The organism is Streptomyces griseus subsp. griseus (assembly GCF_000720255.1).
In the GTDB taxonomy this organism is placed as follows: Bacteria; Actinomycetota; Actinomycetes; order Streptomycetales; family Streptomycetaceae; genus Streptomyces; species Streptomyces griseus_I.
This window is the reverse complement of sequence record NZ_JOJE01000003.1, coordinates 255,664-278,486: the sequence shown is the minus strand read 5'-3', so window position 1 is coordinate 278,486 and position 22,823 is coordinate 255,664. Positions and strand designations below refer to the sequence as shown.

Genomic DNA, 22,823 nt, shown 5'->3' with positions numbered 1-22,823 from the left:
CGCTGCCCTCACCGGCTTCGCCGCCTAGCGTCTGGCACATGCGCCCCTGCCGTGGTGTCCTGCCGGCCCTCGTGTCCGTGTCCCTGCTCGGGGCCGCCCCGGTGGCGCCGGTGCCGCTGCCCGCGCGCATGGCCGACACCGGCGGCGGCACCCAGTTGATCACCGCGCTGGCACAGGGCACCGCTTCCACCTCGGGCACCGTCACCTGGTGGGACCTGCGGGACGGGCGGTGGGTGAAGGCCGGTTCCGCGCAGGCGCGCTTCGGGGCGAAGGGGCTCGTCGAGGGCGCCGCGCGCAGGCAGGGGACGAACACGACACCGACCGGCCTGTACGACCTTCCGTTCGCCTTCGGTATCGCCCCGGCACCCCGCGGTACCGCCTCCCCGTACCGTCGCGTGCGTCCCGAGTCCTGGTGGTGCCAGGACAACGCCTCCCGCTCCTACAACCGCTGGACCGAGCCCCGCCCGGCCGACTGCCGTGCCGCCGAGTCCGAGCACCTGATCTCGTACGGCACGCAGTACGCGCACGCGCTCGTCATCGGCTTCAACTACCGCAAGCCGGTGCGCGGACGGGGTGCCGGGATCTTCCTGCACGTCAACGGGCACGGGGCGACGGCGGGTTGTGTGTCCGTGCCGGTCGACGCCATGCGGCGGATCCTGGCGTGGGCCGATCCGGCCGCGCGCCCGCACCTCGCGATCGGGACGGCGGGCGGCGGCACGGCGCTCACCCGGTACTGATCCGCACCGTGAAGGTCGTCGATCCCGGGCGGCTCTCCAGGTCCACGCTCCCGCCGTGCGCCTCCGCCACCGCGGCCACGATCGACAGGCCCAGGCCCGCTCCGCCGCCCGGGCCCTCGGGGCGGCGGCGGTCGGCCCGGGTGAAGCGTTCGAAGACGCGGGGGCGGATGTCGTCGGGGACGCCGGGGCCGTTGTCGTGGACCTTCAGGAGGGCGGCGCCGGAGGTGCTCTCCAGGGAGATTGTGACCTGTGTGCCGGCGGGGGTGTGCAGGCGGGCGTTGGCCAGCAGGTTGGCCAGCACCTGGTGGAGGCGGTGCGCGTCGCCGGTCACGGTGACGGGGGCCTCGGGGAGCTCCAGGGTCCAGCGGTGGGCGGGGCCGGCGGCTCGGGCGTCCGTGACGGCGTCGAGGACCAGACGGGTGAGGTCGACGGGGCTGCGGTCCAAGGGGCGTCCCGCGTCGAGGCGGGCCAGCAGGAGGAGGTCGTCGACCATCTCGCCCATGCGGGAGGACTCGGCGGCGATGCGTTCCAGGGCCCGGGTGACCTCGGGCGGTACGGGGCCCGGGTGCAGCAGGGCGAGTTCGGCGTGGCCGCGGACCGAGGCGACCGGCGTGCGCAGTTCGTGGCTGGCGTCGGCGGCGAAGCTGCGCAGCCGTTCCTCGCTGGCGTGCCGTTTGGTGAGGGCGTCCTCCACGTGGCCCAGCATGCGGTTGAAGGCGGCGGCCACGCGGCCGACCTCGCTGCGGGGGTCCGGGTCCGGGGCGCGTGCGGGCAGTGCGACCTCGCCGCTGGCCAGCGGGAGCTCGCTGACGCGGGTGGCGGTCGCGGCGACCCGGCTCAGCGGGCGCAGCGACCAGCGCACCCAGAGGGCGCCCGCGACTCCGGTGACCGCGAGGGCGATTCCGAAGACGATCCCGGCCACCAGTTCCAGCCGGTGCACCGTCGCCTGCACGGGCTCCAGCGGCAGGCCGGTGACCAGGACGTCGCCGTCGAAGCCCCGGGTCGCGGCGAGCCGGTAATCGCCCAGCGCCGACAGTTCGACACTGTGGCCCCGCCCGTCGACCGGCAGCGCGGCGAGCCGCCTGTCGTCCCGGGCGCTCAGCGTGACGTTCAGGTTCGTCGTGGTGTCGCCGGAGCGGACGACGGCGGCGTTGGTGACCTTGCCGTCGAGGAGACGGGCACCGAAGGTGCCGGTGGCCTGTCGGCGGGTGTCGCCGCGCTCGTCGCCGTCGTGATCGTCGGGCAGCCTGCCGCCGTGTTCCAGGCTGGCCGGGAACCGGTTGCCGACGTCGGTCAGCTGCTGGTCCAGGCGGTCGGTCAGGAAGCCGTTCAGCTCGACTACGGCGGCCACACCGACGGCAGCGCAGCTGATCGCCAGCAGCACGACGAGACCGACGGTGAGCCGGGCGCGCAGGGTGCGCGGCAGCCGTGCCCTCACCGCGACCCCGGCTTCAGTACGTACCCCGCCCCGCGCACCGTGTGGATCATCGGTTCGCGGCCCGCGTCCACCTTCTTGCGCAGGTAGGAGATGTACAGCTCGACGACATGGGCGCGGCCGCCGAAGTCGTAGGACCAGACGCGGTCGAGTATCTGGGCCTTGCTGAGGACGCGGCGGGGGTTGCGCATGAGGAAGCGGAGGAGTTCGAACTCGGTCGGGGAGAGCTCGATCAGCCCGCCCGCGCGGGTGACCTCGCGGGCCTCCTCGTCCATCACCAGGGCGCCCACGGTCAGCAGCGGGCCCTCGTCGGGACGGCGGGCCATGCCGGCGCGGCGCAGCAGTCCGCGCAGCCGGGCGACGACCTCCTCCAGGCTGAAGGGCTTGGTGACGTAGTCGTCGCCGCCCGCGGTGATGCCGGCGATGCGGTCCTCCACCGCGTCCCGCGCGGTGAGGAAGAGGACGCAGACGTCGGGTTTCACGGTGTGCAGGGTGCGCAGGACCGCGAAGCCGTCGGTGTCCGGGAGCATCACGTCGAGGACGACCGCGTCGGGCATCAGCGCCCGGGCGGCCGTCACCGCCGAGGCCCCGTCGCCCGCCGTGCGCACCTGCCAGCCCTCGTAGCGCAGGGCGCCGGAGAGCACCTCGGCGAGGTCCGGGTCGTCGTCGACGACGAGGACGCGGAGCGGGGTGCCGTCGGGGCGGGTGAGGGCGGGGCGGCCGGAGCGGGTGGTGTGGTTCATGGCTGCTACCAGCTTCGCCCCTCCCGGGCCCGGCGGGCGCCCCCGGATGCTCTGAGTTTCCTCTGAGTCCGCTCTGCGGGCCGCCGCTCAGAGCGGACTCCTAGGTTCGCCGCGCACAGTGGCGTTCCGAGCGGCGAAAGGACGCACCCCATGAGCACCGTGTACGAGCGGCGGACGGCACCGCCCACGACGCCGCCCGTGCGGCCGGCGGCCGGCCTGCTGCTCGCCGTGCTCTGGGCGGGCGCCGCGGCCGTGCTCGCCCTGTGGTGGTCCGGCACCGGCTCGGTCGTCGGTACGGCCGGCTGGCTGACCGGCGCCGGACGGATCGCCGGCCTGCTGTGCGGGTACGCGTGCGCGGTGCTCGTCGGTCTGATGGCGCGGGTGCCGCTGCTGGAGCGGCGGATCGGCTCGGACCGGGTGGCGCGCTGGCACGCGCGGGCGGGCCGGTACACCGTCTGTCTGCTGCTCGCGCACGTCGTGCTGATCCTCGCCGGGTACGCCGCCCAGGACCGTGCCTCCCTCTGGCACGAGACGGTCACCGTCGTCCTGGACTATCCGGAGATGCTGAAGGCCACCGCCGGCACGGTGATCCTCCTCGCGGTGGGTGTCACCTCGGCCCGGGCGGTGCGGCGCCGGACGAGCCACGAGTTCTGGTACTACGTCCATCTGCTCACCTACGCGGCCGTCTTCCTCGCCTTGGGCCACCAACTGGCCCTCGGCAACGAGTTCGCCGGCGCCCCGGTGGCCACGGCCGCCTGGTACGCGCTGTACCTGGGCGTGGCCGCGCTGGTGCTGTGGTTCCGGGTCCTGGTCCCGGTGCGGCTCAACCTGCGTCACAGGCTCCTGGTGGAGTCCGTGGTGCGGGAGGCGCCGGGCGTGTACTCCGTCGTGGTCCGGGGGCGGCGGGTGGAGGAACTGGGCGCCCGGTCGGGGCAGTTCTTCCGCTGGCGGTTCCTCGCGCCGGGGCTGGCGAAGACCTCGACGCCGTACTCGCTGTCGGCGCCGCCCCGCGGGGACCGGATGCGCATCACCGTCAAGGCGCTCGGCGGGCACAGCGCGGCAGTGGCCCTGCTGCGGCCCGGGACGCGGGTGTGGGCGGAGGGCCCGTACGGGGCGCTGACCGCCGACCGGCGCACCGCGCCCAGGTCACTGCTGATCGCCGGTGGGGTCGGTATCACCCCGCTGCGGGCGCTGTTCGAGACGCTGCCCGGCGAGGTCACCCTGCTGTACCGGGCGCGCCGGGTGGAGGACCTCGCCCTCGGCGGTGAACTGGAGGCGGTGGCGCGCTGGCGCGGGGCTCGGGTGCTGTACGCGCTCAACGGGCCGGAGGGGCAGCGCCCGGACCTCGGCGCCGGTGCCCTGCGCGCGGCCGTCCCCGACCTCACCGGGCACGACGTGTACGTCTGCGGTCCGCCCGGCTTCGCCCGGGACGTGTACGAGGCGCTGCGCGCCGCCGGTGTGCCGGACCGCCGTATCCACCACGAGTCGTTCGAATTGTAAGGACCTGAGGACTGTGAGAACGGTGAGAACTGTGAGGACTGAGACGTGCACGCGTTGAAGAAGGACCGTCCGCTGCGCCGCGTCGTACTGGCGAGTGCCGCCACCGTCTCCGGGATGGTGCTGCTGCTGACGCTGAAACCGCACACGAGCCCGGCGCTCGCCGTGAGCTCCCCCGCACCCGCGGGCAGTTCGAGCGCGTCGGCCGCGTCGGGCACGCGGTCGGTGACCGGTGACTCGGTGCAGACGCGGTGGGGGCCGGTGCAGGTGCGGATCACCGTGCGGGACGGGAAGCTGACCGAGGTCACCCCGGTCACGTATCCCACGGAGAATCCGCGCGACCAGGAGATCAACGCCTACGCCGTCCCCGAGCTGCGGCGCGAGGCGCTCGCCGCGCAGAGCGCCGACATCGACACGGTCTCCGGGGCGACGTACACAAGTGACGGTTATCGCCAGTCACTCCAGTCCGCGCTGGACTCGGCGGGACTCTGAACACTGGGGAGGTCCGGCACGTATCTGTGGGCCAAGGGTCCCGTACCCACGGAGGAACCGTGACCACCACGCTCGCAGGCGGACGTGCCGCCCGACGCCAGACGATGCGCCGCATCCGCCCGCGCCGCTCCCCCGCCGTCCCGCTGCTGCTCGCCGTGTGGGCCGGCGCCGCGGGCGTGCTGTGGCTGTGGTGGAGCAACACACCAGCCATCGCCGACCAGGCCGGGAAGGTCCTGAACGCGGGACGGATCACCGGTCTGCTCGCCGGGTACCTGATGGCGCTCGTCGTGCTGCAGATGGCGCGGGTGCCCGCGCTGGAGCGGCGGGTCGGCTCCGACCGGGTCGCCCGCTGGCACGCGATGAGCGGCCGCTACACGATCTGCCTGGTCCTGGCGCACATCTTCCTCACCATGTGGGGCTACGCGCTGCAGGCCGGCAAGACGCTCGGCGACATCGTCCAGCAGACCATCGACTCCATCGACCAGCTGCCGGACATGGGCAAGGCCGCCATCGGCACCGGTCTGCTGGTGCTGATCGGCCTGGTGTCGGTCGGCGGGGTGCGCAAGAGGCTGCCGTACGACACCTGGTACCACATCCACCTGATGACGTACGCCGCGGTGTTCCTGACGTTCTGGCACCAGATCACCACCGGCAACGACTTCGCCGTCGAGCCCACCGCGAAGACCGTCTGGTACGTGCTGTACGGCACGGTCACGGCGCTGGTGATCTGGTACCGCGTCATCACACCGGTGCGGCTGAACCTGCGTCACCGGATGCGCGTCGAGGCCGTGATCGAGGAAGCTCCCGGCATCGTGTCGGTGCTGATCAGCGGGCGCAAACTGCACCGGATGGGCGCGGAGGCCGGGCACTTCTTCCGCTGGCGGTTCCTCGCACCGGGGATGCGCTTCAGCTCCCACCCGTACTCGCTGTCGGCGGCGCCGCGCCCCAGCACGCTCCGGATCACGGTGAAGGCGAACGGCGACCACAGCGCCGCCCTGCGCGAGCTCACGCCCGGCACCCGGGTCTGGGCCGAGGGACCCTACGGGGCGATGACCGCGTCCCGGCGCAGCCGCGGCAAGGTGCTGCTGGTGGCGGGCGGTGTCGGCATCACCCCGATGCGTGCGCTGTTCGAGACGCTGCCCGGCGCGGCCGGTGACATCACCCTGCTCTACCGGGCCAACAGCACCCAGGACCTGGCGCTGTGGGACGAACTCGCCAAGATCGCGGACGAGCGGGGAGCGCGGCTCATGTACGCGGTCAACAGCCCGGACGGGGAACGGCCGGACATCTCGGCGGAGAGCCTGCGCCGCAAGATCCCGGACATCGACAGCCACGACGTCTTCATGTGCGGGCCGAACGGCTTCGCCCAGTCGGTCTACGAGGCACTGCGCGGCGCGGGGGTCCCCGCCCGCCGTATCCATCACGAGTCGTTCGAGATGTGAGCGACGGGACCTCACGGGAATGACCTCAACTCACGGGAATCAGGAACGATGAAGAAAAGCCACCCCATCCGACGCGTCGTGCTCGCCACCGCCGCCACCGTGTCCGGAGTCGTGCTGCTGCTGTCGCTGAAGCCGGCGACGGACCCGGCGGGCGCGGCCGCGGCCCCGCCGCAGCAGGCGGGGGCGTCGGCCCAGGGCGGCGCCGCGGCCGCCGGGTCCGGAACGGTCACCGGGAGCGCGGTCCAGACGCAGTACGGTGCCGTGCAGGTGCGGTTGACCGTGAGCAACGGGAAGGTCACGCAGGCGGAGGCGGTGCAGGCGCCCAAGGGCGGCCGCAGCGACCAGATCACCGCGGACGCGGTGCCGAAGCTCAACCAGGCGGCGGTCACGGCACAGAGCGCGGACATCGACGCGGTGTCCGGGGGCGGACTCCGTGCCCAAGCTCAACCAGGCCGCCGTGGCGGCCGGCAACGCCGACATCGACGCGGTGTCCGGCGCGACCTACACGAGCGCCGGTTACAAGGAGTCCCTGCAGTCCGCGCTGGACCAGGCGAAGGCGGGCGGGGCCGGTGCCGGATCCGGTTCCGCGGGCGCGGGTACGGGCACGGGTGCCACCGGTGGTGCCGTCCAGACGCAGTACGGGACCGTCCAGCGGACTCCGTGCCCAAGCTCAACCAGGCCGCCGTGGCGGCCGGCAACGCCGACATCGACGCGGTGTCCGGCGCGACCTACACGAGCGCCGGTTACAAGCAGTCGCTGCAGTCCGCGCTGGACCAGGCCGGTGGCTGACCCGGTGTCCGGGTCAGCGGAAGCTCCCGCCGCGGTACGTCATGCGGAGGAGGTCATGGGGACGGTCTTCTCCTTCGACGTCCGCGGCGGGAACCACGGGGTGGTGACGGCGACGCTGGAGGAGGCGGTCGCCGAGCTGCACCGGGTCAACGAGGTGTTCAGCACCTACCGGGACGACAGTCAGGTCTCCCGGCTGGCGCGCAGTGAGCTGACGGTCGAGGAGTGCGATCCCGAGGTCGCCGAGGTACTGGAGCTGGGCGCCGAGGCGGAGCGGGTGAGCGAGGGCTGGTTCAGCACGTCGTACGAGGGGCGCCTCGACCCGACCGGGGTCGTCAAGGGCTGGGCCGCCGAGCGGGCGGCACGGCGGATGGCCGCGGTGCCGGGCGTGAGCGGGGTGAGCGTCAACGGGGGCGGGGACGTTCAGCTGTTGGGAGTGCCCGGACCGGCGCGGCCTTGGCGGGTGGGCGTGTCGGACCCGCTGCGGCCCGGAGGTCTGGCCGCGGTCGTCTCCGCGGCCGGGGCCGACGAGCTGGCCGTGGCGACGTCCGGGACCGCGGAGCGCGGTACGCACATCGTGGACCCGCGTACGGGGCGGTCGGCGGTGACGGACCTGGTCGCCGTGACGGTGGTCGCGCCCCGGTTGACGTGGGCGGACTGCTGGGCGACGGCGGCGTTCGCCATGGGCTCGCGGGAGGCCCTGAGGTGGCTGGAGGCGCTGCCCGACGTCGAGGCCCTGCTGATCACGGCGGGCGACGAGGTGCGGTGCACCGGGGGGCTGGCCAGGCGGTTGGGTTGAGTCCTCGGTGGCGTCGGTGTGGGATCCCGGGCATCCTGGGCTCCCTCACCGACGCTCTTCGCCCATCACTTCTTGCGGCGGCTCCCCACCGCGAAGGCGACGAAGGCGATGACGACGATTCCGAAGCTGAGCCACAGGGGTATGCCGTCCATACCCTTGTAGGCGAGCATGCCGCTCACGCGGCGAACGCCGCCGACAGGTGTGTCTCCGCCGGCGCCGTCAGTGAGGTGGAAGTACGTCTTGCCCCCGGTCGTCATGGCGTTCAGGTGCCCCCGGAAGCATGGCTGAAGCCGTGAGACCAAAGACGTCAGTGCCCGTTCTGGGCCAGCCGCAGCAGATGGTCGGCCAGCGCCTGTCCCCCCGACGGGTCCCGGCTGATCAGCAACAGTGTGTCGTCGCCGGCGATCGTGCCGAGGATGTCGTGCAGTTCGGCCTGGTCGATCGCCGAGGCGAGGAACTGGGCCGCGCCCGGCGGGGTGCGCAGGACCACCAGGTTCGCCGAGGCCTCCGCGGAGATCAGCAGTTCCTGGGACAGGCGCCGCATCCGCTCCTCCTTCGCCGAACCCCCCAGCGGCGCGCGGGGCGTACGGAAACCGCCCTCGCTCGGCACCGCGTAGATCAGGTCGCCGTCGGTGTTGCGGATCTTCACCGCGTTGAGCTCGTCCAGGTCCCGCGAGAGCGTCGCCTGGGTGACGCTCAGCCCGTCGTCGGAGAGCAGCTTCGCCAGCTGGCTCTGTGAGCGCACCGGCTGCCGGTTGAGGATGTCCACGATCCGGCGGTGGCGGGCGGTGCGGGTCTGCGGGAGGGCGGGCCCGTTGCCCCCGTTCTGCTCATGGTCCTGCGCCTGGCTCATCGTCGTCTCATTCTCCGGATCGTCCGTCCCCGTTCACTGCCGCGAGGATGCCGGGCAACGCCCCGAGGAAGGCGTCCACCGCGTCGTCGCCGAGATTCAGCGCCGGCATCAGCCGTACGACGTCGGGAGCGGGCGCGTTCACGAGGAAGCCGGCCTCCTGAGCCGCCTGCTGCGCCTGGGGCGCGAGCGGCTCGGTGAGCACGATACCCAGGAGGAGGCCCGCGCCCCGGACATAATCGATCAACGGGTGGCCGAGGCCCTCGATTCCGTCCCGCAGCTTCTCGCCCTGCCGTTTGACGTTCTCCAGCAACCCCTCGTTCTCGATGGTGTCGAGGACGGCCAGCCCGGCGGCGCAGGCCACCGGGTTGCCGCCGAAGGTCGTGCCGTGGTGCCCCGGCTGGAACAGGTCGGCCGCCCGCCCGAAGGCCACCGTCGCACCCAGCGGCAGCCCGCCGCCGAGGCCCTTGGCGAGGGTGACGACATCGGGCAGGACACCCTCGTGCGCCTGGTACTCGAACCAGTGGCCGGTGCGGCCGACGCCGGTCTGGACCTCGTCCAGGACCAGCAGGGCGCCGGTCGAGGCGGTGATCGCGCGGGCCGCCTTCAGATAGCCCGCCGGGGGCACCACGGCCCCGTTCTCGCCCTGCAGCGGCTCGATGATCACCAGAGCCGTCTCGTCGGTGACCGCGGCCGCCAGCGCCTGCGCGTCGCCGTACGGGACGTGGGTGACGTCACCGGGCAGCGGCAGGAACGGTTCCTGCTTGCCGGGCTGGCCGGTCAGCGCGAGGGCACCCATGGTGCGGCCGTGGAAGCCGCCCTGGGTGGCGACCATGTGGGTCCGCCCGGTCAGCCGGCCGATCTTGAACGCGCCCTCGTTGGCCTCGGCGCCCGAGTTGCAGAAGAAGACCTTGCCCTCGCGGCCGAAGAGCCGCAGGAGACGTTCGGCGAGGGCGACGGGCGGCTCGGCGACGAACAGGTTGGAGACATGGCCGAGGGAGGCGATCTGCTTGCTGACGGCCTCGACGACGGCCGGGTGCGCGTGGCCGAGGGCGTTGACGGCGATACCGCCGACGAAGTCGGTGTACTCCTTGCCGTCGGCGTCCCACAGCCTGCTGCCCTCACCGCGGACGAGCGGGAGCCGCGGGGTGCCGTAGTTGTTCATGAGCGCGCCCTTCCACCGCTGGGTGAGCTCCGCGTTGGTCACGCTGTCGGTCATTCGGCGTCCCCCTGATCGGTCCGGTCGGGCACGACCATCGTGCCGATGCCTTCGTCGGTGAAGATCTCCAGCAGGATCGAGTGCTGGACCCGCCCGTCGATGACCCGGGCGGTCGTCACGCCGTTGCGCACGGCGTGCAGGCAGCCCTCCATCTTGGGAACCATTCCGGAGCTCAACTCCGGCAGCAGCTTCTCCAGTTGGGAGGCGGTGAGGCGGCTGATCACCTCGTCGCTGTGCGGCCAGTCCTCGTAGAGACCCTCGACGTCGGTGAGGACCATGAGGGTTTCGGCGCCCAGCGCCGCAGCGAGTGCCGCAGCAGCCGTATCAGCATTGACGTTGTAGACATGTCCGTCGTCCTGGGAGCGGGCGATCGACGAGACGACCGGGATGCGGCCGTCGGCGAGCAGGGCCTCGATCGCGCCCGTGTCGATCGCGGTGATCTCGCCCACCCGCCCGATGTCGACCAACTCACCGTCGATCTCGGGCTGGTGCTTGGTGGCGGTGATGGTGTGCGCGTCCTCGCCGGTGATGCCTACGGCGAGCGGGCCGTGCTGGTTGAGCAGGCCGACCAGCTCGCGCTGCACCTGCCCGGCGAGCACCATGCGGACGACGTCCATGGCGTCCTCGGTGGTGACGCGCAGGCCCGCCTTGAACTCGCTGACGATGCCGTGTTGATCGAGCGCCCGGCTGATCTGCGGGCCGCCGCCGTGCACGACGACGGGCTTGAGGCCGGCGTGGTGCAGGAAGACGACGTCCTGCGCGAAGGCGGCCTTCAGGTCCTCGTCGATCATGGCGTTGCCGCCGAACTTGATGACGACGGTCTTGCCGTTGTGGCGGACCAGCCAGGGCAGCGCCTCGATGAGGATCTGGGCCTTGGGCAGCGCGGTGTGTTTGCGGGTCACGTTGCTCATGACGAGTAGGCGCTGTTCTCGTGGACGTAGTCGGCGGTGAGGTCGTTGGTCCAGATGGTGGCCGTCTCGGAGCCGGCGGCGAGATCGGCGACGACGTGCACCTCGCGGTAGCGCATGTCGACCTTCTCACGGTCCTCGCCGACGCCTCCGTTCTTGCACACCCAGACGCCGTTGATGGCGACGTTGAGCCGGTCCGGCTCGAAGGCGGCGGATGTCGTGCCGATCGCGGAGAGCACGCGGCCCCAGTTGGGGTCCTCGCCGTGGATGGCGCACTTGAGGAGGTTGTTGCGGGCGATGGAGCGGCCCACCTCGACGGCGTCGTCCTCGGTCGCGGCGTTCACGACCTCGACCTTGATGTCCTTGCTGGCGCCCTCGGCGTCCCGGATGAGCTGCTGGCCGAGGTCGTCGCAGACCTGCCGTACGGCCTCCGCGAACTCCGCGTGTTCCGGGGTGACTTCGGAGGCGCCGGAGGCGAGCAGCAGCACGGTGTCGTTGGTGGACATGCAGCCGTCGGAGTCCACGCGGTCGAAGGTCGTGCGCGTCGCCGCCCGGAGCGCCTTGTCCAGTACGTCGTTGTCGAGGGCGGCGTCCGTGGTGAGAACGACCAGCATGGTGGCGAGGCCCGGCGCGAGCATGCCGGCCCCCTTCGCCATGCCGCCGACGGTCCAGCCGCCCTTGGTGACGACGGACGTCTTGTGGACGGTGTCGGTGGTCTTGATGGCGATGGCGGCCTTCTCACCGCCGTGCTCGGAGAGCTGGGCGGCGGCCGTCTCGACTCCCGGGAGCAGCTTGTCCATCGGGAGCAGGACGCCGATGAGGCCGGTGGAGCAGACGGCGACCTCGACGGCGCCGCGACCGAGGACCTCGGCGACCTTCTCGGCGGTCGCGTGCGTGTCCTGGAAGCCCTTCGGACCCGTACAGGCGTTGGCGCCACCTGAGTTGAGGACGACGGCCGACACCTGACCGCCCTTCAGTACCTGCTCGGACCACAGCACGGGCGCGGCCTTCACACGGTTGGACGTGAAGACACCGGCGGCGGCACGGCGGGGTCCCTCGTTGACCACGAGGGCCAGGTCCGGGTTGCCGTTCTCCTTGATCCCGGCGGCGATGCCCGCCGCCGTGAATCCCTTCGCTGCCGTCACGCTCACGGTGCGACTCCGATCGTCGTCAGTCCGGTGGTCTCGTCGAGACCCAGGGCGATGTTCATGCTCTGGACGGCACCGCCCGCGGTGCCCTTGGTCAGGTTGTCGATGGCGCTGATCGCGATGATGCGGCCCGCCGCCTCGTCGTACGCGACCTGCACCTGAACGGCGTTGGAACCGTAGACGGACGCCGTCGCGGGCCACTGCCCCTCGGGGAGGAGGTGGACGAACGGTTCGTCGGCGTACGCCTTCTCGTAGGCGGCGCGCAGCGAGTCGCCGGTGACGCCGTCGACGGCCTTCGCGCTGCATGTGGCGAGGATGCCGCGGGGCATGGGCGCGAGGGTCGGCGTGAAGGAGACGGAGACCCGCTCCCCCGCCGCCGCGCTGAAGTTCTGGATCATCTCGGGCGTGTGCCGGTGGCCGCCGCCGACGCCGTAGGGCGACATGGAGCCCATGACCTCACTGCCCAGCAGGTGCGGCTTGGGCGCCTTGCCCGCGCCGGAGGTGCCGGAGGCGGCGACGATCACGGCCTCGTTCGCGGCCAGCCCCGCCGCGTACGCCGGGAACAGCGCGAGCGTGGCGGCCGTCGGGTAGCAACCGGGCACCGCGATGCGCTTGGACCCCTCCAGCGCGGCGCGGGCGCCCGGCAGTTCGGGGAGCCCGTAGGGCCAGGTCCCGGCGTGCGCGGAGCCGTAGAACTTCTCCCAGTCGGCGGCGTCCTTCAGTCGGAAGTCGGCGCCCATGTCGACGACGAGGACGTCCGGGCCGAGCTGCTCGGCGACGGCGGCGGACTGTCCGTGGGGCAGCGCCAGGAAGACGACGTCGTGCCCCTCGAGGACTTCTGCCGTGGTCTCCTGCAGTACCCGGTCGGCCAACGGCAGCAGGTGCGGCTGGAGCGCGCCGAGCCGCTGGCCGGCGTTGGAGTTGCCGGTCAGGGCGCCGATCTCGATCTCGGGGTGTGCAAGGAGCAGCCGCAGGAGCTCTCCGCCCGCGTACCCACTCGCTCCGGCGACCGCCACACGTACAGCCATGAACCCTCCTCTTGGATGGCATGACTATACGCACTTATGCACGGTTATGCAATCCACGGGCTCCGCGGGGCGGTCACCCCCCGTGCGTGCGGTACGCGAGAAGTGAGAAAAGAAGAACGCTCGGAAAACAACAGGAAAACATGAAGGTGAGGTTTTTCGCTCGTTCCGCATTGCTCGCGACGATCGTACTTTTCTCGGCGGGAACGGCGCCGCGCCGACGCAGCACCGGAATGGCGGCGAACAAAATCAGACCGAGCAGCGAAAAAGTCGCCACAATCGTGCCCAGCCGCCGACCGGGCGGACGGAATACGCACCTGAGACTCGTCGAGGAACCGTCCAGCGGCACGGCGATCAGCCCGTGGTACTCCCCGGCGGGCACGGGCCGGGCGTCGCCCAGGGCGCAGCGCCAGCCGGCGATCCGGGGCGCCGCGACGACGGCGGTCCCCACGCTGCCCGCGGGGAGCTTCGCCCGGATCGTTCCGTCGGACACGGACACGTCGGTGGCGCCGGTGGCCGAGAGCCGTTCGGTGACGGTGTGCAGCCGGGCGGTGTCCAGGCAGCCGACCGCCCCGTCCGGCACGAGCCCCGTGCGGTCCGGGTACAGCTCGATCCGCAGACCGCCGGAGGCCGGAACCCTGCCGAGCCGCTGCATCGCGGCGATCTTGGTGCCCCGGTCGGAACGGAACCGTCCGGTCGGCCCCCGCACGTCTCCGGCGACCCGCGCCGTCCCCGAGAAGTAGGGCGCCCAGAGGTACACCTCACTGCCGGCCGGGCAGCGGGCGGTGATCGTCGGCTGCCGCACCGCGCCGGGAGCAAGGGTGCCGATACGCAGGCCGGGCCGCTCGTCCCCGCTGCGGGACGGCTGCCGGCCGGCGCTCGTGCGGACCGTGAGCCGGGGTACGTCGTAGACGCGGGCGCCCAGCAGCAGCTCCTGGTTGCGGTAGGGCGACGGTCCGAAACCGGACGCGCGCGCGTGGGAGGGAGTGCCGGACGGCCGGACCGTCACCAGCGGTGGCACGTCCTGCCGGGTCACGGTCACCTGGCTGCCGTCCTGTGGGAACCAGCCCTGGTGCGGGTCCGGCGGTGAGTGCACCCGGGCGCCGACGGAGAAGATCACGTCCGTCACGGCGTTGTCCAGGCTCTGCAGGTTCCGGCCCCGCGAGGTCCACCCGCCGCCGAGGGCGGGCAGCGTACGGCTGAGGATGTCGGAGGTGTGGCTGCTGTAGTACTGGGCGCCCTGGCCGCCCACCACCAGCGGGTCGTTGGCGACGGTCTGCTCCCGGCCCGGGTCCGTGCGGTACCGGGGCCAGCCGTCGGCCTCGTCGACAGCGCGGGCCTGCCGTTGCTGCCGCTCGCCCCAGGGCGCGTAGTCGTCCATGTGCCCGAACCGCGTGCGGGTGGCCACGGCGGAGGTCGCGGTGGCCTCGCCGAGCTGCGCCCCGACGAGCAGCGTCACGGCGATCACGGCCGGCGTGGTGTGGCGGACGCCCCGCAGGAGCGGCCCGGCGTCCGTGCGGCCGAGCAGGGCCAGCCCGGCCAGCGCGCCGGTGGCGGCGAGCAGCAGCACGGGCCAGGTGAAGGGGCGTACCAGGTCGCTCCGGCTCGCGACGGCGGTGATCAGCGCCAGCAGCGCACCCGCCGCGCCCAGCGCCCGCCGGTCGGGCGGGCCGTAGGAGAGCGCGTACCAGGCGGCGATCACCAGCAGCCCGCACAGGACGAAGGTCTGCCGGTACGAGCTGCCCTGGGGGGTGGCGAAGGCGTGCCAGGCCAGCTGGGTCGGCGCCCACTGCATCGACAGCACCATGGCGGTCACGAGCAGCGTCCAGGCGGCGCGCACCCGCCGGGGCACCGCCCGGTGGAACGGCAGGGCCAGGGCGAGCAGCAGCGCCGTCATGCCCACGTACACGCCCGGGCTGCCGAAGCCGTACGTCGTCGGCAGCAGGCGGGCCAGCAGGTCCTGTCCCGTCACCGGGACGAAGCCCCGGAAGCGGCCGGGGGAGGCGTGCTCGCTGCCGAAGTAGACCACCGCGACCAGCGGTGCGGCCAGGCCCACGCCCAGGGTGACGGTCAGTGCGGCCCGTCCCGCCGCCGCGAGCGCCTGCCGGCGGGACGGACGGGCGAGCAGCAGCCGGAGGGCCATCACCAGACCGGCGCCGAGGGTGGCCATGTACGCGGTGTAGAAGTTGGCGATCCAGACGAGGGTCACGACCAGCACGCCCAGGACGCGGCGCCGTCCGTGCAGGATCCACTCGCCGACCAGGCACAGCAGGGGCAGTGCGATCAGGCCGTCGAGCCACATCGGGTTGTAGGCGGCGTCCGCCACGCTCCAGCCGCACAGCGCGTAGGAGGCGCCGAGCAGTCCCGCGGCCCACCAGCGGCCCGGACGCAGAGTGAGCAGCAGCCGGGCCATGACGGCGCCCGCGGTCGCCGTCTTCAGCAGCGTGATCACGTACACCGCGAGGTCGATCTCGTCCCGCGGGAACACCGCCACGAGCAGGGCGAACGGGCTGGTCAGGTAGGTGCCGAGGTCGGGCAGGAAACTCCCGCCGAACCCGGACTGCCAGTTGACGAGGAGTCCCCCGTCGGCCCTGCCGTGCAGCAGGTCCCAGAGGTGGGCGTGGAACGGCACGTACTGGTTGCCCAGGTCGTTGACGCTCCGGGTGCGCGGGCCGAAGGGGTAGCTGCGGGCGACGACGTCGGCGGCGCAGAACACGGTGACGGTGAGGGCCGCGGCCAGCAGGGCGGCCGGATGCCGGGGATTGCCACGTCCACGGAATTCGGAGAGAGGCAGGATCGGGCCAGGCATTTCGGGAGTCCCCCGTCCTCGGTCGATTTCGCCGACTTAGACGAGCGTTTCTTCCGGACGGTTGTGCCGTCCCGGGAAAGTGACGGGAGGAATTCCGAAACGTGTCCCGCGGGAGGACCGAGAAATGGCGGTGCGTTGGTGCCGGGCGGGCGTGGGGAAGGAGTCACCCACGCCCGCCCGGACGTCCGGCTACCTCTGCTTGATGCGGAGGAAGGTGATCGAGTTCGCCGGGAAGGTGTGCGTGAACCGGTCGGCGACCCCGGTGAGGGTCGAGGAGACGGGCGCGACCGGTGTATCGGTCTCGCTGTTCACGGCGCCCGGCGCGGCGGCCAGCGTGGTCACCCGGGCCTTGGAGGAGACCCTGGCGCCGCCCAGGTCGATCGCGGTGCGGGCGGCGGAGTCCTGCGCGTTGACGACCTTGACGATCAGCTCGCCGGACCTCTTGTCCTTGGTGACGACCTGGCGGAACGGCTCGGCCGGCTTGTCGTCGGTGAAGCTGCCCCACTCCTTGCCGTCGAGGTAGAGGGTCACCTGGCGGCCGCGCACCTTGATGTCGATGTCGTAGGCGCGGCCCGTCTCGACCGACCCGGCCTTGGAGACGAGCGTCGACTTTCCGCCGTCCACGGCCTGCTCGACGGCGCTCTGGGTGTTGTTCCAGCCGCCCAGGTTCCACCAGTAGTAGTTGCCGGTGTCCTTGACGCCGAAGGCGACGAGGAAGCCCTCCTTGCCGGACTTCTTGGTGGCCTTCACATGCAGGTCGTAGTCGTGCCAGGCCGGGTCACCGGCCGAGACCATGGTGTTCTCGGCGGCCCCGTCGGTCTGCACGTACTGCCCGTCCTGGACGCTCCAGCTGCCGCCCCCGGTGTGCGTCCACTGCGTGGGGTCACCGGAGAAGTCGTCGCCGAGCAGCGTCTTCCCGTCCGCGTCCGTGACCTTCACGTCGTCGTACGCGGCACTGGTCGCCCAGGTGGACAGGCCGACGGCGCCCGTGATCGGACCCTGGAGAGCCGGGGTACCGGTGGCCGTCGAGGGGACCACCCGGTCGCCGACGTTGTTCATGAACAGCTTCTGGACCTCGTAGTTGGCCGAGTTCCAGGCGGCGTGGTTGTTGAACCAGATCAGGTCGGGGCGCCACTGCACATAGTCCTCGTTGGCGAACAACGGGGCGTAGGAGGCGAGTTTGACGACGTCCGCGTTGCGCTCCAGGCCGGTCATGAACGCGGCTTCGGCCAGGCCGTTCTTGAAGGCGTTGCCCTGGGAGGCGTACTCGCCGAGGAAGACCTTGGGGCCGCCGCGGTCGTAGGAGTCGTAGCGGTTGTTGTTCTGGAGGAACCACTGCGGGCTGTTGTAGTAGTGCTCGTCGACCATGCCCACCTTGGCGTCCCGGTTGAGCTGCCAAGCGGTGTCGAAGGTCGACCCGGCGTCGTCCGGGCCGGAGTTGGAGACGACGGTGATGTTCGGGTACTTGGCCTCGACGGCCGCCCGGAACTGCTTGAAGCGGGCGAAGAACTCGTTGGGCAGGTTCTCCTCGTTGCCCACCTCGATGTGGGTGAGGTGGAACGGCTTGGGGTGGCCCATCGAGGCGCGCTTCTTGCCCCAGGTCGAGGTCACCGGGCCGTTGGCGAACTCGATGAGGTCCAGGGTGTCCTGGATGTGCCGCTTGAGCAGCGCCTCGTCGTCGACGGCCTTGTTCTGGCCGCAGCCGGTGACCAGCGCCGGGACGACGGGCAGCGGCATCGCGCCGATGTCCTCGGAGAGGCGGAAGTACTCGTAGTAGCCGAGGCCGTAACTCTGGTTGTATCCCCAGAAGTTGGAGTTGGTGGCGCGCTGCTCGACCGGTCCGATGGTGTCCTTCCACTGGTAGGACCGGGCGCGTTGCCAGCCTGAGGCCTCGCTGTAGTCCTGCATGGAGCCGGTGTTGACCAGGCAGCCGCCGGGGAAGCGCACGAAGCCCGGGTGCAGGGCGGCGATCTTCTCGGCGAGGTCCTTGCGCAGACCGTTGGGCTCGTTCTTGTAGGTGTCGCGTGGGAACAGGGACACCATGTCGAGGGCGGTCGCGGCGGAGGAGGCGACGGTCAGGCGGCCGTTGCTGCTGGTGCGGGTGGCGGTGAGGGACGCCCGGTACTTCGCCCAGCCGCCCGTGCGCACGGCCACCTTGCGGGCCGTGGCCAGCGTGCCATCGGCGTCCTGGAGCGAGACGGTCAGGGTCGTGCCGCTCGTGGCGCGCGCCCACACCGAGAAGTCGTACTTCTTGCCCTGTTCGACGTGGATGCCGGTGTTGTAGCCGGCGTTCGTCACGGCGGAGGCGGCGCCCAGGGAAAGGTAGGTGCGGTTGCGGTCGCCCAGGCGGCCGTCGTCGTTCACGACCTGGGCGGTGCCGTCGACCGTCCAGGAGGTCAGCGGGGTGTATGACCTGTTGTCGACGGTGGAGTACTCGAAGGATCGGTTCTGCACGAGCTCGGCGTAGAGACCGCCGTCGGCCGCGCGGTTGATGTCCTCGAAGAAGACGCCGTACATCGTGTCGTCGATCTTCGCGCCCTTGGCGGTGGGGTCGACCGTGATGGCGTAGTCGGTGACGGAGTCGGCGTGTGCCGGGACCGGGATCAGGGCCGTGGCCGCCAGGACGGCTGTGGCCGTGAGACCGAGTCTCCAGCGAGTGGGGGTGGTGCTGCGTGACATGGATACTCCGCGGCTCAGTTGTGTCGCTGAATGTCGCTGGGATGTCATTGTTCGAAATATCGGACCTTGATCAGCACTTCGAACGGCAAGATAGGGAGGGGGCAGGGGCACGTCAATGGGCGGGCGGCAACGGATGCGACGGAGGGCGGTACGGGATGGGCAAGTTCAGGTCAGTTCCCGACGTTCTCGCGTACCTGAAGGGGAGTTGGCGGGTCGAACGGACGGTGCGGGACCTCGCGAGTGGGGACGCCGGCCGGTTCGAGGGGACCACGGTTTTCAGCCCGCTCGACTCCGAAGGCGGTCTCCTGCACAAGGAGTCCGGAACTTTCGTCTGGCAAGGCGTGGCGCGGCCCGCCGAGCGGACCCTGCGCTTCCTGCCCGGCCCGACGCCCGGCACCGCGGACGTCCGCTTCTTGGACGGGCGCCCCTTCCACGACCTGGACCTGACGTCCGGGCGGCACGTCACCGACCACCCCTGCGCCGCCGACCTCTACCGGGGCGAGTTCGCCGTCCGGGACGCGGACCACTGGCGGTCCGTGTGGCGGGTGGGCGGCCCGGCGAAGGACCTGGTCCTGACCACGGACTACGCCCGCGAGGGCTGATCAGGGCCCCGTCTCACGCCCGTGAGGGCTGAGCGGACGCGCCGTCGAAGCGGAGGTTCCAGCGACCCGCCCGGCCCGTGACGGTGGTCGTCGACAGGGGGCGGACGTCGATGTTCCAGTACGTGGACGGGGGCGCCTTGAGGGCGTAGACCAGGGCGGCCCGGATCACCGAGGGCTCCGCCACCGCGACGACGCGACCACCGTCCTCGACGGGCCGGGTGTCGAGCCAGCCACCCACCCGGCTGATGAAGGCCAGCAGCGACTCGCCGCCGTGCGGAGTGGCGCGCGGGTCGGCGAGCCAGGCGTCCACCGCCTCCGGCTCCCGGGCCATCGCCTCACCCAGCGTCAGCCCGCGCCAGCGTCCCATGTCGCAGTCCCGCAGAGCGGGCTGCACGAGCGGGGCGTAACCGAGGGCGTCGCCGGTGGCACGGCTGCGCGGGGTCGGCGAGCAGTAGCGCAGCTCGGCGACCGCGAGGAGCAGCAGCCCACCGGCGACGCGCTGCACCTCGTCCCAGCCGGCCTGGTCCAACGGCCGGTCGTCCTCGAAACGCTCCGCGAGCAGCGGGGAGCTGCGCGCGGCGGCGACGAACGTGACCCGAAGCGACATGCGGCGATGGTGAGCCGCGAGAGTGCGCAGGTCAAGAGCTATTACCTGCGAGTTGTGAAGGGTGCGGCAAAGCCTGCCGACAGGTGCGCACGGGTCGGGGCAAGTCACTCGAAAACGAGCGCCATCCACCGGTCGGGTTCCACGAGCGGCCGGAAGCCGACCTTCTCGTAGACCCCGTGCGCGTCCGCGGTGGCGAGCAGGACGCGCCGCAGCCCGTACGGCAGCAGGTGCGCGCGCACCGCCTCGACCAGCGCCGTCCCGATCCCCTTGCCCCGCACGGACGGATCCACGTAGACGTCGCAGAGCCAGGCGAACGTGGCCTGATCGGTCACGACCCGCGCATACGCGACCTGATCCCCCGAAGCCGTGTCGTACACCCCGAAGTTGAGCGACCCGGCGATCGCCCGCTCCTGCTTCTCCCTGGTCCGCCCGATCGCCCAGTACGCGTCGGTCGACAGCCAGCGGTGCACGCGCTCGACGTCGACGCGGGCGGGGTCGGTGGAGATCTCGTAGCCGTCGGCGAGGCTCGGGGTGTCCGTCATGGCGGGATCCTCACAGCGGCGGCGCCTTCATGTCGAACGGTTTCCCGGGAGCACCTCGTCGCAGGCCGTACGCAGTCTGCGTACCCCCTCCGCGATCTCCCCCGCCCCCGCGACCGCCGCGAAGCTCAGCCGGAGGTGGCCGGCCGGGGCTTCGGCGCTGAAGTAGGGGCGGCCGGGGGTGAGCGCGACACCCGCGCGCAGGGCGGCGGCCGTGAGGGCGCTCTCGTCCGTTCCGTCGGGCAGGCGCAGCCACAGGTGGTAGCCGCCGGACGGGACGTGCGGGAGGGCGAGTTCGGGGAGCTCCAGGCGCAGGGTGGTCGTCAGGGTGTCCCGGCGAGCCTTCAACTCTGCGGAGAGAGACCGGAGATGGCGGGGCCAGGCGGGCGAGCCGACGAGTTCGAGCGCCGCCTCCTGGAGCGGGCGGGGGACGAAGAAGGTGTCGACGACCTGGATGGCGCGCAGCCGTTCCAGGACCGGACCGCGGGCGGCCAGGGCGCTCACCCGGAAACTGGGCGAGGTCGCCTTCGTGAGCGAGTTGACGTGCACGACGACTCCGTCGGGGTCGTCGGCGGCGAGCGGCCGCGGCAATTGCCCCGCGTCCTCGTGCACGAGCCGTCGTACGAAGTCGTCCTCGATGACGAACGCGCCCGCCTCACGCGCGATCCGCAGCACCTCGGCGCGCCGCTCGGGGGCGAGGACGGCACCGGTCGGGTTCTGGAAGAGCGGCTGGCAGACGAAGACCCGGGCGCCGGTGGCCCGGAACGCGTCGGCGAGCAGCGCGGGCCGCACACCGTCCGCGTCGACCGGCACGGGCACCGGGCGCAGGCCCGCCGACCGGGCGATCGCCAGCATGCCGGGGTAGGTCGGCGACTCGACGAGGACGCGCGCGCCGGGCGGCGCCACCGCCCTGAGCGCCGTGGTCAGGGCCGACTGTCCGCCCGCGGTGACCAGCACCTCCGCCGCGGTCACGGCTCCGCCGATGCCGCGCGCGAACCACTCCCGCAGCTCCGGCAGCCCCTCCAGCGGGGGCCGCCCCCACGCGCCGGGCCGGCGCCCCGCCCGCGCCAGGGCCGCGGACATCGCCCGCTCGGGCTGCAACGAGGGGTGCAGATAGCCGCCGTTGAACTCGACGACCCCGGGGGGCGGGGCCGCGAGCGAGACGGTCACCCCGGAGGCGTCGACGGTGCGCGGTACCAGGTCGGCGGCGCCGTCCGCGGTGAGCGCGACCTCCTGCCAGGAAGTGTCCCCCGCGGGGGCACTCGCCGGCCGGGGCCGGGCCCGGAACGCACCGGCGCCGGGCCGGGTCACCACCAGCCCCTCCGCGACCAGTTGCGCCAGCGCCCGCGAGACGGTCACGGGACTCACCCGAAACCGCTCCACCAGTACCCGGCTCGATGGCAGCTTTCCACCGGGCGAGTAGCGGTCCAGCTCTCGTCGCAGCTGTTCCACCAGCTCACCCACACTGCTACGCTCTTGCATGAGAACACAGAGTAGCGCTACTGAGCCGACCCGGATAGCGGTCCCCACCACCGACACGGCGACCCGCTCCAGGCCGGCGTCCGGGCCCGTGCGCGGTGCCGCATGGCGCGAGCGCCCGGGGCTCGGGACGCTGCAGGCCGCGCTCGGCGTCGTCGCCTTCTCGCTCACCTTCCCGGCGACGGCATGGGGGCTCCAGGGCTTCGGGCCCTGGGCGCTGGTGGCCGTGCGGAGTGTCCTCGCGGCAGTGATCGCCGGTGCCTGCCTGCTGGGGCTGCGGGTGCGGCCGCCCGCCTGCCGGCACTGGCCCGGGCTCGCGGTCGTCGCCGGCGGGGTGGTCGTCGGCTTCCCGCTGCTGTCGACGCTCGCCCTGGAGACCTCGACCACCGCGCACGCAGCCGTCGTGGTCGGCCTGCTGCCGCTGACGACCGCGCTCTTCTCCGCCCTGCGCGTCGGCACCCGGCCCTCCCGCACGTTCTGGGTGGCCGCGCTGGCCGGAGCGGCCGTGGTGCTCGCGTTCACCGCGCAGCAGAGCGGCGGCGCCCTCACCACCGCCGACCTGTACCTGTTCGGCGCCCTGCTGGTGTGCGCGGCCGGCTACACCGAGGGCGGGCGGCTGGCCCGGGTCATGCCGGGCTGGCAGGTGATCGGCTGGGCGCTGGTGCTGTGTCTGCCGCTCGCCGTGCCCACCGCCGCGCTCGCCCTCGCCCACCAGCCCGCGCACTTCACCGCGCACAGCGTGGCCGGGCTGCTCTGGGTGGCGGCGGGGTCGCAGTTCCTCGGACTGGTCGTCTGGTACCGGGGCATGGCGGCCATCGGCATCCCGAAGGCGAGCCAGTTGCAGTTGGCCCAACCGCTGCTCACACTGGTGTGGTCGGTGCTGCTGCTGGGCGAGCACCTGACAGTGGCCGCCCCCCTGGCGGCCGCGGCCGTACTGGTCTGCATCGCGGTAACCCAGCGGGCACGGGGGTGAGAAGCGGGCCGCACGGCCCTGCCCACCGGCGCCCTCCGCCGTAGACTCAAAAGC

The 22,823-nt window shown here is 72.1% G+C and carries 22 protein-coding genes and 1 pseudogene; 9 read left to right on the top strand and 14 right to left on the bottom strand.

What is annotated here, in order from left to right; translation table 11 throughout:
- The first annotated feature begins 38 nt into the window (after window positions 1–38).
- A complete protein-coding gene (locus tag IG99_RS06260; protein ID WP_037670650.1) occupies window positions 39–737 on the top strand; it encodes a L,D-transpeptidase family protein in 699 nt (232 codons plus the stop codon).
- Here the strand turns inward: IG99_RS06260 and IG99_RS06255 are convergent.
- The gene (locus IG99_RS06255) at window positions 724–2,175 is read right to left on the bottom strand and encodes a sensor histidine kinase (RefSeq protein WP_037670647.1); all 1,452 of its coding nucleotides are present in this window, start codon (window positions 2,173–2,175) and stop codon (window positions 724–726) included. The two genes, IG99_RS06260 and IG99_RS06255, sit on opposite strands and share 14 nt — an antisense overlap.
- Window positions 2,172–2,915: a response regulator transcription factor gene (locus tag IG99_RS06250; protein WP_037670645.1), complete on the bottom strand. Its 744-nt coding sequence runs from the start codon at window positions 2,913–2,915 to the stop codon at window positions 2,172–2,174. The genes IG99_RS06255 and IG99_RS06250 overlap by 4 nt, the downstream gene beginning before the upstream one ends.
- A gap of 150 nt (window positions 2,916–3,065) precedes the next feature.
- Between IG99_RS06250 and IG99_RS06245 the strand changes: the two genes are divergently transcribed.
- Genes IG99_RS06245 through IG99_RS06235 form a run of 3 tightly spaced genes read left to right on the top strand, consistent with a single transcriptional unit; the run spans window position 3,066 to window position 6,346 of the window.
- Window positions 3,066–4,415, top strand: coding sequence for a ferredoxin reductase family protein (locus IG99_RS06245; protein ID WP_037670643.1), 1,350 nt, complete (start codon window positions 3,066–3,068; stop codon window positions 4,413–4,415).
- Window positions 4,416–4,460: 45 nt separating this feature from the next.
- Window positions 4,461–4,904: an FMN-binding protein gene (locus IG99_RS06240; protein ID WP_037670641.1), complete on the top strand. Its 444-nt coding sequence runs from the start codon at window positions 4,461–4,463 to the stop codon at window positions 4,902–4,904.
- Between the two features lie 59 nt (window positions 4,905–4,963).
- Window positions 4,964–6,346, top strand: a complete 1,383-nt coding sequence (locus IG99_RS06235; RefSeq protein WP_037670638.1) for a ferredoxin reductase family protein — start codon at window positions 4,964–4,966, stop codon at window positions 6,344–6,346.
- Between the two features lie 11 nt (window positions 6,347–6,357).
- Here the strand turns inward: IG99_RS06235 and IG99_RS51920 are convergent, their stop codons facing one another.
- Window positions 6,358–6,753 carry a hypothetical protein gene (locus IG99_RS51920; protein WP_394297982.1) on the bottom strand — a complete coding sequence of 132 codons (396 nt, stop codon included), beginning with the start codon at window positions 6,751–6,753 and terminating at the stop codon, window positions 6,358–6,360.
- 26 nt (window positions 6,754–6,779) lie between these two features.
- Between IG99_RS51920 and IG99_RS51915 the strand changes: the two are divergent.
- The 3 genes and pseudogenes from IG99_RS51915 to IG99_RS06225 form a co-directional block, all read left to right on the top strand.
- Window positions 6,780–6,851: pseudogene (locus IG99_RS51915) on the top strand (FMN-binding protein); the annotation flags it as partial.
- A 155-nt stretch (window positions 6,852–7,006) separates the two neighbouring features.
- Window positions 7,007–7,135, top strand: a complete 129-nt coding sequence (locus tag IG99_RS51910; RefSeq protein WP_394297981.1) for an FMN-binding protein — start codon at window positions 7,007–7,009, stop codon at window positions 7,133–7,135.
- A gap of 55 nt (window positions 7,136–7,190) precedes the next feature.
- Entirely contained in the window at window positions 7,191–7,931 is a 741-nt protein-coding gene (locus IG99_RS06225; RefSeq protein WP_037670637.1) for an FAD:protein FMN transferase, read from the top strand.
- A gap of 65 nt (window positions 7,932–7,996) precedes the next feature.
- Here the strand turns inward: IG99_RS06225 and IG99_RS06220 are convergent, their stop codons facing one another.
- The 8 genes from IG99_RS06220 to IG99_RS06185 form a co-directional block, all read right to left on the bottom strand.
- A complete protein-coding gene (locus tag IG99_RS06220) occupies window positions 7,997–8,188 on the bottom strand; it encodes a hypothetical protein (RefSeq protein WP_037670636.1) in 192 nt (63 codons plus the stop codon).
- A 50-nt stretch (window positions 8,189–8,238) separates the two neighbouring features.
- On the bottom strand, window positions 8,239–8,784 hold the full coding sequence (locus tag IG99_RS06215; protein ID WP_037670635.1) for an arginine repressor: 546 nt from the start codon (window positions 8,782–8,784) through the stop codon (window positions 8,239–8,241).
- Between the two features lie 7 nt (window positions 8,785–8,791).
- Complete coding sequence (locus tag IG99_RS06210) at window positions 8,792–10,000, bottom strand: acetylornithine transaminase (protein ID WP_199815457.1); 1,209 nt, start codon at window positions 9,998–10,000, stop codon at window positions 8,792–8,794.
- Window positions 9,997–10,911, bottom strand: coding sequence for an acetylglutamate kinase (gene argB / locus IG99_RS06205; RefSeq protein ID WP_037670634.1), 915 nt, complete (start codon window positions 10,909–10,911; stop codon window positions 9,997–9,999). Before argB ends, IG99_RS06210 begins: the two co-directional genes overlap by 4 nt.
- Window positions 10,908–12,059 carry a bifunctional glutamate N-acetyltransferase/amino-acid acetyltransferase ArgJ gene (gene argJ / locus IG99_RS06200; RefSeq protein ID WP_037670633.1) on the bottom strand — a complete coding sequence of 384 codons (1,152 nt, stop codon included), beginning with the start codon at window positions 12,057–12,059 and terminating at the stop codon, window positions 10,908–10,910. The genes argB and argJ overlap by 4 nt, the downstream gene beginning before the upstream one ends.
- The gene (gene argC, locus IG99_RS06195; protein WP_037670631.1) at window positions 12,056–13,084 is read right to left on the bottom strand and encodes an N-acetyl-gamma-glutamyl-phosphate reductase; all 1,029 of its coding nucleotides are present in this window, start codon (window positions 13,082–13,084) and stop codon (window positions 12,056–12,058) included. Before argC ends, argJ begins: the two co-directional genes overlap by 4 nt.
- Before the next feature lie 73 nt (window positions 13,085–13,157).
- Window positions 13,158–15,890 carry a YfhO family protein gene (locus IG99_RS06190; protein ID WP_078947555.1) on the bottom strand — a complete coding sequence of 911 codons (2,733 nt, stop codon included), beginning with the start codon at window positions 15,888–15,890 and terminating at the stop codon, window positions 13,158–13,160.
- A 189-nt stretch (window positions 15,891–16,079) separates the two neighbouring features.
- Window positions 16,080–18,569 (bottom strand): alpha-L-arabinofuranosidase C-terminal domain-containing protein, encoded by a 2,490-nt coding sequence (locus IG99_RS06185; RefSeq protein ID WP_037670630.1) that lies wholly within the window; start codon window positions 18,567–18,569, stop codon window positions 16,080–16,082.
- Between the two features lie 155 nt (window positions 18,570–18,724).
- On the opposite strand from IG99_RS06185, the gene IG99_RS06180 reads away from it, so the two are divergent.
- Window positions 18,725–19,171, top strand: coding sequence for a DUF6314 family protein (locus IG99_RS06180; RefSeq protein WP_037670628.1), 447 nt, complete (start codon window positions 18,725–18,727; stop codon window positions 19,169–19,171).
- A gap of 13 nt (window positions 19,172–19,184) precedes the next feature.
- Here the strand turns inward: IG99_RS06180 and IG99_RS06175 are convergent, their stop codons facing one another.
- The 3 genes from IG99_RS06175 to IG99_RS06165 form a co-directional block, all read right to left on the bottom strand.
- Entirely contained in the window at window positions 19,185–19,778 is a 594-nt protein-coding gene (locus IG99_RS06175; protein WP_037670626.1) for a histidine phosphatase family protein, read from the bottom strand.
- A gap of 104 nt (window positions 19,779–19,882) precedes the next feature.
- Window positions 19,883–20,320, bottom strand: coding sequence for a GNAT family N-acetyltransferase (locus tag IG99_RS06170; RefSeq protein ID WP_037670624.1), 438 nt, complete (start codon window positions 20,318–20,320; stop codon window positions 19,883–19,885).
- 27 nt (window positions 20,321–20,347) lie between these two features.
- Entirely contained in the window at window positions 20,348–21,799 is a 1,452-nt protein-coding gene (locus IG99_RS06165) for an aminotransferase-like domain-containing protein (RefSeq protein WP_051864957.1), read from the bottom strand.
- Between IG99_RS06165 and IG99_RS06160 the strand changes: the two genes are divergently transcribed.
- On the top strand, window positions 21,798–22,769 hold the full coding sequence (locus tag IG99_RS06160) for a DMT family transporter (protein WP_037670619.1): 972 nt from the start codon (window positions 21,798–21,800) through the stop codon (window positions 22,767–22,769). The two genes, IG99_RS06165 and IG99_RS06160, sit on opposite strands and share 2 nt — an antisense overlap.
- Window positions 22,770–22,823: the final 54 nt, after the last annotated feature.

Excerpts from the sequence above, each read along its gene's own strand:
- IG99_RS06210 (WP_199815457.1), bottom strand. The coding sequence starts at position 10,000 with ATGACCGACAGCGTGACCAACGCGGAGCTCACCCAGCGGTGGAAGGGC.
- IG99_RS06190 (WP_078947555.1), bottom strand. The coding sequence starts at position 15,890 with ATGCCTGGCCCGATCCTGCCTCTCTCCGAATTCCGTGGACGTGGCAAT.
- IG99_RS06250 (WP_037670645.1), bottom strand. The coding sequence starts at position 2,915 with ATGAACCACACCACCCGCTCCGGCCGCCCCGCCCTCACCCGCCCCGAC.
- IG99_RS06260 (WP_037670650.1), top strand. The coding sequence starts at position 39 with ATGCGCCCCTGCCGTGGTGTCCTGCCGGCCCTCGTGTCCGTGTCCCTG.
- IG99_RS06220 (WP_037670636.1), bottom strand. The coding sequence starts at position 8,188 with ATGACGACCGGGGGCAAGACGTACTTCCACCTCACTGACGGCGCCGGC.
- IG99_RS06170 (WP_037670624.1), bottom strand. The coding sequence starts at position 20,320 with ATGACGGACACCCCGAGCCTCGCCGACGGCTACGAGATCTCCACCGAC.
- IG99_RS06245 (WP_037670643.1), top strand. The coding sequence starts at position 3,066 with ATGAGCACCGTGTACGAGCGGCGGACGGCACCGCCCACGACGCCGCCC.
- argB (WP_037670634.1), bottom strand. The coding sequence starts at position 10,911 with ATGAGCAACGTGACCCGCAAACACACCGCGCTGCCCAAGGCCCAGATC.
- IG99_RS06160 (WP_037670619.1), top strand. The coding sequence starts at position 21,798 with ATGAGAACACAGAGTAGCGCTACTGAGCCGACCCGGATAGCGGTCCCC.
- IG99_RS06185 (WP_037670630.1), bottom strand. The coding sequence starts at position 18,569 with ATGTCACGCAGCACCACCCCCACTCGCTGGAGACTCGGTCTCACGGCC.
- IG99_RS06175 (WP_037670626.1), bottom strand. The coding sequence starts at position 19,778 with ATGTCGCTTCGGGTCACGTTCGTCGCCGCCGCGCGCAGCTCCCCGCTG.
- IG99_RS06215 (WP_037670635.1), bottom strand. The coding sequence starts at position 8,784 with ATGAGCCAGGCGCAGGACCATGAGCAGAACGGGGGCAACGGGCCCGCC.
- IG99_RS06225 (WP_037670637.1), top strand. The coding sequence starts at position 7,191 with ATGGGGACGGTCTTCTCCTTCGACGTCCGCGGCGGGAACCACGGGGTG.
- argC (WP_037670631.1), bottom strand. The coding sequence starts at position 13,084 with ATGGCTGTACGTGTGGCGGTCGCCGGAGCGAGTGGGTACGCGGGCGGA.
- IG99_RS06165 (WP_051864957.1), bottom strand. The coding sequence starts at position 21,799 with ATGCAAGAGCGTAGCAGTGTGGGTGAGCTGGTGGAACAGCTGCGACGA.
- IG99_RS06180 (WP_037670628.1), top strand. The coding sequence starts at position 18,725 with ATGGGCAAGTTCAGGTCAGTTCCCGACGTTCTCGCGTACCTGAAGGGG.
- IG99_RS51920 (WP_394297982.1), bottom strand. The coding sequence starts at position 6,753 with ATGTCCGCGCTCTGTGCCGTGACCGCCGCCTGGTTGAGCTTCGGCACC.